The 12,122-nt window shown below is 58.0% G+C and carries 9 protein-coding genes and 2 tRNA genes; 7 read left to right on the forward strand and 4 right to left on the reverse strand.

The genetic code is table 11. The features are described 5' to 3' along the window. Positions 1 to 22: 22 nt before the first annotated feature. A complete protein-coding gene (gene dinB / locus EGJ27_RS08460) occupies positions 23 to 1,081 on the reverse strand; it encodes a DNA polymerase IV (RefSeq protein ID WP_125830279.1) in 1,059 nt (352 codons plus the stop codon). A 256-nt stretch (positions 1,082 to 1,337) separates the two neighbouring features. Between dinB and EGJ27_RS08465 the strand changes: the two genes are divergently transcribed. The 4 genes from EGJ27_RS08465 (at position 1,338) to EGJ27_RS08480 (ending at position 6,042) form a co-directional block, all read left to right on the forward strand. Continuing rightward, positions 1,338 to 1,414: transfer RNA gene (locus EGJ27_RS08465), tRNA-Met, on the forward strand. A 225-nt stretch (positions 1,415 to 1,639) separates the two neighbouring features. Next, positions 1,640 to 1,716 (forward strand) — tRNA-Met (locus EGJ27_RS08470). 352 nt (positions 1,717 to 2,068) lie between these two features. Continuing rightward, positions 2,069 to 4,711 (forward strand): bifunctional lysylphosphatidylglycerol flippase/synthetase MprF, encoded by a 2,643-nt coding sequence (mprF, locus tag EGJ27_RS08475; protein WP_125830280.1) that lies wholly within the window; start codon positions 2,069 to 2,071, stop codon positions 4,709 to 4,711. Then, positions 4,711 to 6,042, forward strand: a complete 1,332-nt coding sequence (locus tag EGJ27_RS08480; protein ID WP_125830281.1) for a virulence factor family protein — start codon at positions 4,711 to 4,713, stop codon at positions 6,040 to 6,042. Before mprF ends, EGJ27_RS08480 begins: the two co-directional genes overlap by 1 nt. 72 nt (positions 6,043 to 6,114) lie before the next feature. Here the strand turns inward: EGJ27_RS08480 and EGJ27_RS08485 are convergent, their stop codons facing one another. Further along, positions 6,115 to 8,010 (reverse strand): potassium transporter Kup, encoded by a 1,896-nt coding sequence (locus EGJ27_RS08485; protein WP_125830282.1) that lies wholly within the window; start codon positions 8,008 to 8,010, stop codon positions 6,115 to 6,117. 226 nt (positions 8,011 to 8,236) lie between these two features. Here EGJ27_RS08485 and EGJ27_RS08490 point away from each other — a divergent pair, with 226 nt between their 5' ends. Beyond that, positions 8,237 to 8,551, forward strand: coding sequence for a hypothetical protein (locus EGJ27_RS08490; RefSeq protein ID WP_125830283.1), 315 nt, complete (start codon positions 8,237 to 8,239; stop codon positions 8,549 to 8,551). Next, positions 8,551 to 8,853: a DNA-binding transcriptional regulator gene (locus tag EGJ27_RS08495; RefSeq protein WP_125830284.1), complete on the forward strand. Its 303-nt coding sequence runs from the start codon at positions 8,551 to 8,553 to the stop codon at positions 8,851 to 8,853. The genes EGJ27_RS08490 and EGJ27_RS08495 overlap by 1 nt, the downstream gene beginning before the upstream one ends. Positions 8,854 to 9,189: 336 nt before the next feature. On the opposite strand, the gene EGJ27_RS08500 is transcribed toward EGJ27_RS08495, so the two are convergent. Together EGJ27_RS08500 and EGJ27_RS08505 are read right to left on the reverse strand one after the other, a co-directional pair. Further along, entirely contained in the window at positions 9,190 to 9,795 is a 606-nt protein-coding gene (locus EGJ27_RS08500; protein ID WP_125830285.1) for a hypothetical protein, read from the reverse strand. Between the two features lie 3 nt (positions 9,796 to 9,798). Further along, on the reverse strand, positions 9,799 to 10,593 hold the full coding sequence (locus tag EGJ27_RS08505; protein WP_125830286.1) for a DNA adenine methylase: 795 nt from the start codon (positions 10,591 to 10,593) through the stop codon (positions 9,799 to 9,801). 296 nt (positions 10,594 to 10,889) lie between these two features. Between EGJ27_RS08505 and EGJ27_RS08510 the strand changes: the two genes are divergently transcribed. Beyond that, positions 10,890 to 12,107, forward strand: a complete 1,218-nt coding sequence (locus tag EGJ27_RS08510) for a phytanoyl-CoA dioxygenase family protein (protein WP_125830287.1) — start codon at positions 10,890 to 10,892, stop codon at positions 12,105 to 12,107. Positions 12,108 to 12,122: the final 15 nt, after the last annotated feature.

The following is a 12,122-nucleotide window of genomic DNA, read 5'->3' on the forward strand; positions in this document are numbered from 1 at the left end:
CCGAGGCTCTGAACCGGAGCCTCTATCGGGCAAATAATTCCAGTTGCTCATGGGCGGCGCGCAGGTCGTGCAAACGCACACCGATGCCCAGCAACCGAACCGGCCTGTTGCCCCGGGCGAAGGCCTGAGCCAGCAACTGCTCATAACTGCCCAGATCCCTTCCCGCACCAGCCTGCTCCAGCGTCGTCTGAGTGAAATCGTGAAACTTCACCTTTACGAACGGCTTGCCGGCACGATACTGCCCTTCCATGCGCGTGATTCTGCCTTCCAGGGTCTCCAGCAAGGCCGGCAACTTGGCCTGACAGCTAGCCAGGTCCGGAAGGTCCTTGTCGTAGGTATTTTCGACACTCACTGACTGACGCCGACTATCGTTATGCACGGGACGATCATCAATTCCATGCGCGAGATTCCAGAGCCGCTCGCCAAAGCTGCCGAATTCCCGTACCAACGCCAATCGGTTCCAGCTACGCAGATCGGTGCAGGTCGCAATCCCCAATCGTGCGAGCTTGTCGGCAGTCACTTTGCCCACACCATGCAGTTTGTTGACCGGCAGCACAGCCACAAACTCCTCGACCTTGTCGGGCGTAATGACGAACAAACCGTTGGGCTTCTTCCAGTCGCTGGCGATTTTGGCCAAAAATTTGTTAGGCGCCACGCCGGCCGAGACGGTGATATGCAATTGGTTCGAGACTCGGCGGCGAATGTCCTGGGCGATGCGGGTCGCGCTGCCAGCGAAATGGCTGGCCTGTGAGACATCCAGATAAGCCTCGTCCAGAGACAGCGGCTCGATCAGATCGGTGTAGTCGCGAAAGATCGTGTGGATTTCCCGCGATGCTTCTTTATAGGCATCAAAACGTGGCTTGACGATAGTCAGGTCCGGACACAGCTTCAACGCGTGGTGAGAGGACATCGCCGAGCGTACGCCATAGGCTCGCGCCTCGTAATTGCAGGTCGCGATCACCCCGCGGCGGTCCGCAGCGCCACCCACCGCCAGCGGCTTGCCCGCGAGACTCGGGTCGTCGCGCATTTCGATGGCTGCATAAAAGCAGTCACAGTCGATATGGATGATCTTGCGCTGCATCGATAGCCTGAAGCGTTTAACTGACAATGGGCCGCGCAGTATCTCATTGGCGTCGCGATGTGACACGTCGATTGAAGGTTAAACGTCGCCCACAGGATCAGAAAAGACAGCGCTCATTGCGGGAAACGCCCGTGCGGCACGCGCCGCAGCGCGCCCGGACCAGTGTGGGCAGAGGGTAACCAATTGAAGAAAAAGCAGTTTTCCAGAATTAACGGTTGACACCCTCGCGTTCCTCTGTAGAATGCCGCCACACAGACGCGGGATGGAGCAGTCTGGTAGCTCGTCGGGCTCATAACCCGAAGGTCGTCGGTTCAAATCCGGCTCCCGCAACCAAACATCAAAAAAGGCTACTCGAAAGAGTGGCCTTTTTTGTGCGCGCAGGTTTTGTGGAGGATGATGTGAGCGCGGACCGCACGGCGATCCGCTTCTACACAACCATGCAAAATCCTTTCGCCCTAGTCACTTAGGCCCGCCGATCATTAAAAACCACTCATTTGCCGGTTTTCAGTATTAGCGGTTGACACCCTGGCGTTCCACTGTAGAATGCCGCCACACAGACGCGGGATGGAGCAGTCTGGTAGCTCGTCGGGCTCATAACCCGAAGGTCGTCGGTTCAAATCCGGCTCCCGCAACCAAACATCAAAGAAGGCTACTCGAAAGAGTGGCCTTTTTTGTGCGTGCAAGAAAAAGGTCCCGTCCCTGCGGCTAACCGCCTGATACCCAAGGCAATAACGCTTGCTCTGCGGAAACGCTCTCGTCCCGCCCGCGTCGGATGCCGATCCCCTCGACAGTTTTTTATTCTTCTGCCGATAGGATGGTTACTAAGCTGAATCACAGCTGAATCACAGCGGGACAGCCTCACCCCGCTGCACTGGCTATTCGCTCGTTAGACGTTCACGCGCTAACATCTCGAAATATTTTTTGCGTAGGGATTGGTAACTTGGCTGTATACCTCCATCCTGTCGCGCACGATCCAAGGAGTGATTGATGCGCGATAACCCGTCAGATTCCAATGAAGCAGAAGCTGCGAATCAACCGATCCCTCGTACCAGCCTGCGCTGGCTTGAGTGGCTGAGCAAATACCGACAGCCCATTGGCCTGGCGGTCATGCTGATGTTGTTCGGCATGGCGCTGATCGCCTGTCGGCACATGCTGATCGAAATGGACTTCTATGCACTGCGCGATGCCCTGTTCGCAGTGCCCCTGCCCTCGCTCGGCGGCGCGCTGCTGGCGGCCGTGATCGGCTACGTGATCCTGATGGGTTACGAGCTGTCGGCCAGCCGCTATGCCAACGTCAAGCTGCCAACCCGCACACTGGTCCTGGGCGGATTTACCTCGTTCGCCATCGGCAACGCGGTGGGCCTGTCGATGCTTTCAGGCGGATCGGTGCGTTACCGCCTCTATTCCCGATACGGCGTAGGTGCGATGGAAATCGCCCGGATGACCGTGTTCGCCAGCCTGTCATTGGGTTGCGCGCTACCGCCTCTGGCTGCGCTTGCCACCCTGAGCAACCTGTCCGGCGCCTCGCTGGCACTCAAGCTTCCGGTCAGCGTGCTGGCTGTGGTTGCCATCGTGGTGCTGATCGGCAGCGCCTTGCTGGCGGTCGCGGTGTATCGCCGCCGCCTGCCGGAACAGGATATTCCGCACAACATCCTGGTCCGCGCCGGACGCCGCACCTTGCGCCTGCCGGACTTGCGCCTGACCCTGATCCAACTGGTGATCACCGCCCTGGACGTGGCGGCTGCGGCGCTGGTGCTGTATCTGTTGCTACCGCAGGCGCCGCCCCTGGGCGCGTTCATGCTCATCTACCTGCTGGCGCTGGCCGCCGGGGTGCTCAGCCATGTGCCCGGCGGCGTCGGCGTGTTCGAGGCCATTCTGCTGGCGGCCTTTGCCAACGAACTGGGCGCCGCGCCGCTGGCCGCCGCGCTGTTGCTGTACCGTTTGATCTATGTAGTGTTGCCGTTGCTGCTGGCATGCCTGACCTTGCTGTTCACCGAAGCGCAACGCCTGCTGCCTACCAAGCAGGCAATCCGGGTCGCGTCCGGGCTTGCAGCCCCGATCCTGGCCTTACTGGTTTTTTTGTCGGGGGTGGTGCTGCTCTTCTCTGGCGCCACTCCTGAAATCGATACTCGCCTGGAAAGCGTCGGCTTCATGATTCCCCATCGCCTGATCGACGCGTCGCACTTCGGCGCCAGCCTGGTGGGTGTGTTGTGCCTGCTGCTGGCCCAAGGGCTGCGCAGGCGCCTTTCGGCAGCCTGGATGCTGACGGTCATTTTGCTGCTGGTCGGTGCGGCGTGTTCGATGCTCAAAGGCTTTGACTGGGAAGAAGCCAGTCTGCTGCTGCTGACCGCAGCCTTGCTGGCTACGTTTCGTCGCTCGTTCTATCGCCCGAGCCGATTGCTGGAGCTGCCATTCTCGCCGCTCTACCTGATTGCCAGCGCCTGCGTGGTCGGTGCTTCTATATGGCTGCTGCTGTTCGCCTATCAGGATGTGCCCTACAGCCATCAGCTCTGGTGGCAGTTCACCCTGGATGCCGATGCGCCGCGCGGCCTGCGCTCAGCGCTGGGCAGCGCGGTGCTGCTGGTGGTGGTATCGCTGACCTGGCTGCTGCGCACCGCACGCCCGGTGATCAAGTTGCCCGACAGCGAAGACCTGAAGAAGGCGGCAGAGATTCTCAGGGCGTCCAGCCAACCGGATGGCGGCCTGGTCCTGACCGGCGACAAGGCGATTCTGTTTCATCCCGACGGCAACGCCTTCCTGATGTATTCCCATCGCGGACGCAGCCTGGTCGCACTCTACGATCCGATCGGACCGACGCAGCAACGTGCCGAGCTGATCTGGCAGTTCCGCGACCTGTGCGACGTCCACCACGCGCGCCCTGTGTTCTATCAGGTACGAGCAGAGAACCTGCCGTTCTACATGGACATCGGCCTGACGGCGATCAAGCTGGGCGAAGAAGCCCGGGTCGATCTGCGCCGGTTCGACATCGACGCCAAGGGCAAGGAGATGAAGGACCTGCGCTACACCTGGAATCGCGGCGGTCGCGACGGCTTGTCGCTGGAGATCTATGAGACAGGGCAAGCGCCGATAGACGAACTCAAGGTGATCTCCGACGCCTGGCTGACCGGCAAGAACGTGCGTGAGAAAGGCTTTTCCCTGGGCCGGTTCAGCCCGGCCTATCTGCAGTATTTCCGCATCGCCATCGTTCACTTCGAAGGCAAGCCGGTGGCATTCGCCAACCTGCTGGAAACCTCCAGCCATGAACTTGCAAGCCTGGACCTGATGCGCGCTCACCCGGACGCGCCGAAGTTGACCATGGAATTCATGATGGTGGGCCTGATCCAACATTACAAACAGCAAGGCTATGCCCGCTTCAGCCTGGGCATGGTGCCGTTGTCCGGCCTGCAACCACGGCGCGGCGCACCCCTGACTCAGCGTCTGGGCTCAATGGTGTTTCGTCGTGGCGAACAGCTCTACAACTTCCAGGGCCTGCGCCGCTTCAAGGACAAGTTCCAGCCGGACTGGGAACCCCGCTATATGGCCGTGCCGGCCGGACTCGATCCGCTCGTGGCACTGGCTGACACTGCCGCCCTGATTGCGGGCGGCCTGACTGGATTGGTGAAACGCTGATGATTCGACGTTCCTGGCGCTATGTGCTGATCGCACTGGCCTGTGTATTTCTCGTGGCCCTGGGTGTCTGGCTGTGGAGCCGACCGGCACCGCCAGCCAGCCTCGAGCGTTCGACCCTGGATGACGGCGCCGCGCTGATCAGCGTGACCCCCGCCACCCGCGTCAAGACGCGTATTGCCCTGGCGGTGACCGCCGAAGAGATGCTCAGCGACAAACAACTGCTGGCCATCAGCAAGGATGCCTCGGCGCGCATCGTTCAGGTGGTGCTGCCCAAGGATGGTTGCGTCCAGCAGCAGAAGACGTTTCAGACGGCACTGCAAAGCCTGGACGGCGCACCCGCGCTGGTCGCCGGCATCGGCCCGGGCGCAACCCTGGCCTGGCGCTGGCTGGCAGGCCAGAAGGACGACAAGGCCCAGGCGATCTCCGTCGGCTTTGCCCTTGAGCATGTTTCCAATCCGCCGCCGGTAGTGGAGGAAGGCGACACGCCACCGCGCATCTGCGACGTGCCGCTCCCGCAAACCGCGCCGCATGGCCACTGGCTGGCCGCGTGGAACGACGCGCCGGACGATCCGAGTGCCGCATTCGTGCGGGATCAGGCAAATGCCGCTACCAGCATCAGCGACTACGATATCCCTCTGCCGCAAGTGTTGAACACCGAACTGCGCCATATGCTGCTGGGTGAGAACGACGGCGGCGGGCTGGGCGTTCCGATCGTGGAAGTCCCGGCCAGCAAACCGTCGGATACAGTAACGCTGTTCATGTCCGGCGACGGCGGCTGGCGCGACCTGGACAAGGTCGTGGCCGGCGACATGGCGAAGATGGGCTATCCGGTGGTGGGCATCGATGTGCTGCGCTACTACTGGGAACACAAAACTCCGGAACAGACCGCCATCGATCTGACAGATCTTATGAATCACTATCGTCAGAAATGGGGTGCCAAGCGCTTCATCCTGGCCGGTTATTCATTCGGCGCCGACGTCATGCCTGCGGTCTACAACCGTCTCGCAGCGCAAGACCAGAACCGTATCGACGGCATCATTCTGCTGGCCTTCGCACGCTCCGGAAGTTTCGAGATTCGCGTTGACGGCTGGCTGGGCAAGGCAGGCGAAGAAGCAATCACCGGTCCGGAAATGGCTAAGCTGCCGCCTGCCAAGGTGTTCTGTGTATACGGCGTCGAAGAGGCGAAGACCAGTGGCTGCACCGACTCTACTGCGGTCGGCGAAGCGGTGAAGCTGCCCGGCGGCCATCACTTCGACGAGGACTACCCTGCCCTGGCCAAGCGCCTGATCGACGCCATCGACAAGCGTCAGGTCAAACCTGCGGCTGAGTAAGCCGTTCAACCAGGCATGAAAAATCCCGGCACTGTGAGGTGACCGGGATTTTTCGTATCTGGCCGGCGAGTTCTACATCTCGACCTGCGTTCCCAACTCGATCACCCGGTTGGAAGGCAGCTTGAAGAACCGCAGGTTGCCGTTGGCGTTCTTGAGCATGAAGGCGAACAACACGCGGCGCCAACGCGCCATGCCTTCCATGTTCGAAGGGATGACGGTTTCCCGGCTCAGGAAATAGGTAGTGCGCATCGGGCTGAAATCCAGATCCGCAAGCTGACAGAGGCCGAGCGCCGCGGGAACGTCCGGCTCGTCGATAAAGCCGAAATGCAGAATGACCCGATAGAAGCCCTCGCCGTGGGATTCGATCTCGAATCGCTCACTCACCGGCACCCGCGGTCGATCCTCATACACCACGGTCAACAGCACCACCTGTTCGTGCAGCACCTGGTTATGCAGCATGTTGTGCAGCAACGCGTGAGGCACGGCGTCCGAGCGTGCAGTCAGAAAAACCGCCGTACCCTGAACGCGATGCGGCGGTTGCACGCGGATGCTGCCGATGAAGATCGGCAACGGCAACCCGCCTTCGTCGATGCGCTCGACCAGCACTTGTTTACCGCGCTTCCAGGTGGTCATCAGGATAAACAACACCGCACCGGCCAGAACCGGAAATGCCCCGCCCTGTATCACTTTCGGAACGTTGGCGGCAAAGAACAGACCGTCCACCAGCAACAGGCCCAGCAATAACGGGACGGCCAACAGCGGCGGCCACTTCCACAGCAGCAACATGACCGACGACACCAGGATCGTGGTGCACAGCATGGTGCCGGTTACCGCTACACCGTAGGCCGAAGCCAGCGCGCCGGAAGACTCGAAGCCCAGCACCAGCAGGATCACGCCGGCCATCAGCGCCCAGTTCACGGCACCGATGTAGATCTGGCCTTGCGCGTCACTGGAGGTGTGCTGGATATACATGCGAGGGATATAGCCCAACTGGATCGCCTGCAACGTCATGGAGAACGCGCCGGAAATCACGGCCTGGGAGGCGATGATGGTCGCCATGGTCGACAGTCCGATCAATGGCAGCAGCGCCCAGTTCGGCGCCAGCAAGTAGAACGGATTGCGCACCGCTTCGGGATGCTCCAGCACCAGGGCGCCCTGGCCGAAATAGTTGAGCAGCAGTGCCGGCAACACCAGAATGAACCACGCGCGGGAAATGGGCTTGCGGCCGAAATGCCCCATGTCGGCATACAAGGCTTCGGCACCGGTCAGCGCCAGCACCACCGCGCCGAGAATGGCGACGCCGATTCCCGGATGAAGGACAAAGAAGCGCACGCCCCATGAAGGATTCACCGCGTGCAGCACTTCCGGCGTATGCAGGATGCCGTAGATACCCAGAGCCGCCAGCACCAGGAACCAGATGACCATGACCGGCCCGAACAGCACGCCGATCCGTGCCGTGCCGTGCTTCTGGATAAGGAACAACCCGACCAGCACCACCAGCGCCATCGGCACAATCCAGTTTTCGAGACCGTCGAACGCCAGTTCCAGCCCTTCCATCGCCGAGAGCACCGAGACTGCCGGGGTAATCATGCTGTCGCCGTAAAACAGCGCGGCACCGAACAGACCGAAGACCACCATCATCATCTGCAACTTCGGAAACCTGGCAGTCGCACGCCGCGCCAGCGCAGTCAGCGCCATGATGCCGCCCTCGCCCTGGTTGTCGGCGCGCAGGATGAACACCATGTACTTGAAGGACACGACCCAGATCAACGACCAGAAAATCAGCGACAACACGCCAAGTATCGCGTCATGCGTGACCTGAACCCCATAGCCGCCCTGAAAGACCTCCTTGAGCGTATACAGCGGACTGGTGCCGATATCTCCATACACCACGCCCACGGCCGCGATCAGCAACCCCAATGGCTTGGCCGCGCCCCCCGACTCAGCATGACTGCCTGCTTGACTCATCCGCTACTCCTGAAACCCGACTCGATAGCCGAAGCGTTTTCGACTTCACACTACGCAACAATTCTGTTTGGCACTCTGTATTGACAACCTGGAGTGCAGCGGCGCGAAGCATAGCGCAGCAGGGGTGGTAATTCTTCGTTTACCTCAGGTTATCGGCCGCCCGTTGCACAAGGGAAGTGCACCAGCTTAAAATTCGGCTACGCCAATGACGCATAGCAGGGAATGCATGATTTTCATTGAGACTCCAATTTTTACCGCGGACCTCAAAGACCACCTGAGTGACGAAGAATACGGAATGCTTCAGCGGCACTTGGCAGAGGACCCACGATCTGGTGCCCTCATCGAGGACACTGGCGGCCTCAGAAAAATCCGCTGGGCAGCTCATGGAAAAGGCAAGAGCAGCGGAGTCCGGATAATCTATTACCACCTTTGCTCTGCCTATCAGATTCGTATGCTGCTGATTTACCGGAAAGGAATAATGGATTCTTTGACTGATAAGCAAAAAGCGCAGCTACGTGCAATCAATAAAGGATGGAAGTGATGGAAATCAATCTCTTTGATCGGCTTGTAGACAGCATGAAACAAATGGATGAGATCGCTTGCGGAGAGCGCGAGCCGTCACGCGAATTTCACGTTAATGCGCTTCAAGTAAAAAAGATCCGCCAGGCAACAGGACAATCGCAAGCGACGTTCGCCAAAAGCATCGACGTGGCTGTCGGCACTTTGCGCAACTGGGAACAGGGCCGCCGCGAGCCCGAAGGCCCCGCTCGTGCCTTACTGCGGGCTCTTCATAATGATCCGGTACATGTCATGGCTGCCTTGAATCAAAACCGTCCTGCCTGAGCATTGCGCTACAGCATTGCTCTGGTTATCACGAACCGTCGCAAATCTCCGTTAAACACTGGTCATCGACCGCGCTCGCCGCTAGAATTGCGCACTTTTTGATCAGAGGCGCCACAAGCGCCCAGTCGGCGCCTGTGCGATTTTCGCCGGGCAGCCCTTACGCCGAGGTTTGCCATGTCCACCGTCACCACGCCGTCCGCCCCAAAGGTCGGATTTGTCTCACTCGGATGCCCGAACGATACTCAGAATAAACTTGGCATCTGTGCGGAAAAAAACCCGACGTCCTGCTGAGACACCGGGCTCCATCTTTCGGGTTTTGAACTGAGTGGACCAGGGTTACATCTGCAGCGCATCCAACAGTCGTCTCAAGCTTTGCTCCTCCGCTGAGCCGCGCTCTGTATGCTCATGAATGGCGAGATACTCAAATCCGCTGTCCCCATTCCGGTAGATTACCCAGTCCCCTGTCGCCCTTGATGATGCGCGATCAGCGAACCGCTCAGCAGTGGCTTTCACGCCTTCATACCCTTTCCCCTTCTGCAGCAGCGACTGGACTATCTGCTCCAGCGCGTCATCGATACTCAGAGTGACGGGCAGCCTGTTTTCGAGTGCTAAGTTGCACGCTGCCCAGTCTTCCCGTTTGAAATGAACATGCCCATAGCCAGCCAAAAGCCCGGCCTGGCCAAAGTCGCCAGGGAATCGCGTCGTTGGTTTTCCCTCCTCTAGTGCGTCCAAAGCCCGCGTGAAGTAAGCAAGACTGTTGCAGGACAGTCCAACGACTTGCTCAATCAAAAACTTTGAGAGCCTATTGAAATAAGGCTTATCTCTTAATATAGAAAGCGTGAAATTCCTTGAATAACAGCCCATTGCCAGCTCCCTTAACGTTGCCGCATGATAGCCTACTTTAAGCAAATCGCTGTGTGGCGCTAAAAAGGCTTTCAACAACGCTTAAAACAAACCTCCGAGGGCTGAGGGTTCCCAGTTGGTAATCACCAGCTCGTCCGTTACCTCTGCTTTTCCCACTCTTTGGTTGTTGGTGCTGTAACGCAAGCTAACCCGCTCGAAATGGTAGTCCTTGAACACTTCCTGGATGTCCGGGTGGTCATTAATGCTTACCATCACCTTCCCTTTGCACCGCCCCATGAAGTCAGCCATACGCTCGTAATTCTCAAAGGCAAAGTCCACTCCATATCCAGCCGTCTGCCAGTATGGCGGATCCATGTAGTGGAACGTATGGGCGCGGTCGTACCTTTCGGCGCAATCAAGCCAAGGTAGGTTCTCCACGTAAGTTCCCGATAAGCGCTGCCAAGCCGCAGACAGATTCTCTTCTATGCGCAGCAGGTTGATGGCCGGCCCCGTCGTAGCTGTGCCGAAGGTTTGACCAGTCACTTTGCCGGCGAAGGCGTGGTGCTGCAGGTAGAAGAAACGCGCAGCTCTCTGAATGTCTGTCAACGTCTCAGGTCGAGTCATCTTCTGCCATTCGAAAACCTGCCTGGAACTGAGCGCCCATTTGAACTGGCGGACAAACTCCTCAAGATGGTTTTGCACCACCCGGTATAGCGTTACCAGGTCGCCATTTATGTCGTTAAGAACCTCCACAGGCGCGCCTTGGGGCCGCATAAAGTACAGAGCAGCCCCACCTGCAAACACTTCCACATAGCATTCATGTGGGGGGAACAATGGAATCAAACGGTCGGCGAGACGGCGCTTGCCGCCCATCCAGGGAATGATGGGTGAGGACATCAAAACGATCCTTATACTGTATGCATGAACAGTATTTGATGATACCTGAAAGCGTTACATTGCGATGCGTATTTATGCAAAGTTTCATACCTTTCCATGGTGGCTGTAACCCACGTACTAGGCGGCTCTACGCGTAGCGGCGAGCAGTAGACGTTTTTTACTTTTCCTTGTTGAAACTCAGCGATGCTGGACATGAAAACCTGCCTATTCGACCGTTTTCCTTTTTTTGTCCAAACGGGCCGGGCGCTCACGGAACCGATGGTTTTGCGCCGGCTCGCAGTATCCAGTGCAAGCTCATGACATTTCTTCGCAAAGCTTTGCACGTTATGCAAACGCCGCAGCCCAGAGCGACGCCGCAGCCTGCCTGGCCGGAAGCATCATTTACACCACACCGAGTGTTTGCACTTTTTTGGGACACGAAGCCCGTCGGCGGGAGGGGGATAAGTGATTTTTCAGGAAGATTTTTTTTGCAAGAAGTGATTTTCACATGGCCTTGGGCAATTTTTCGGTGCGCTGCCCATTGCGCCGGATATGCAACGGGCTGGTCGTCTATCCAGACGAATATCATCGATTTTACGCCAGTCCTTTTCTCCCGCACTGCCCCTTGCATGATGATTCGCCATCACTCAGACTTTTCCCATACAGGTATGGAGGTCAAGATGGGCTTTATGAGTTTTTTTGAAAGAAACGAACGCGTTAAGGTAAGCAAAGAACAGTGGGACCGCGACGGTTTCTATGCACTCCCAGGCTTTTATTCGGAAAAAGAGATAGATGCAGCCTGCGCCGCTCAGCAGCAAGCGTGGTCCGAATCGCACCAACGGATCGTGGTTGACGACCTCGTAACAGGCATGCGCAAGCGGCTGATGGACGTGGATAGCTCTGACCGCGCAACACACAGATTCAAGTTGAACGACTTATATCTGGAGCTTCCAGAGATCAGGAATCTCGCGATCAACAAAAGAATCACCCCGATCCTGAATGATCTTTTGGGCGAAACAACCGTTCTTTGCAACTCGCTGAGTTTTGATCAAGGCAGCAGTCAACCCGATCATGTTGACGCTATTTACATGACACCGCAGACGCCTCATAACTTGATCGCGATATGGGTCGCATTAGAAGACTGCCACTTAGATGCCGGCCCTCTTCGGTATTATCCAGGCAGCCATAAGATCAAGCAGCACGTCTTCTCAGATGGTTCCACTCATTTCATTCCGAGTGAAATGAACCAGTGGCATGAATACATGGAAGAAGAAGTAGCCCGCCTCAATCTGGAGCCTAAGATATTCGCTGCAAAAAAAGGCGACGTGTTCATTTGGAGCTGCTACCTGCTTCATGGCGGGAGTCCGATCAACGACCCTTCCCGCACGCGCAAGAGTCTAGTATTTCACTACTACGGTGAATCCGACTGCGCCAAGGGTCCTGAACTCGTTCCGAAGGACGGCGGCCTTTGGATGTATAGAGCCCATCAGCCAGTGCCCGGTGAAGCGGCTGGAACGCTCCCTCCTAGGCCCTAAAAGCAACGTTCCGAT

Origin of the sequence: Pseudomonas sp. v388 (genome assembly GCF_003935425.1) — a bacterium.
Taxonomy (GTDB): domain Bacteria; phylum Pseudomonadota; class Gammaproteobacteria; order Pseudomonadales; family Pseudomonadaceae; genus Aquipseudomonas.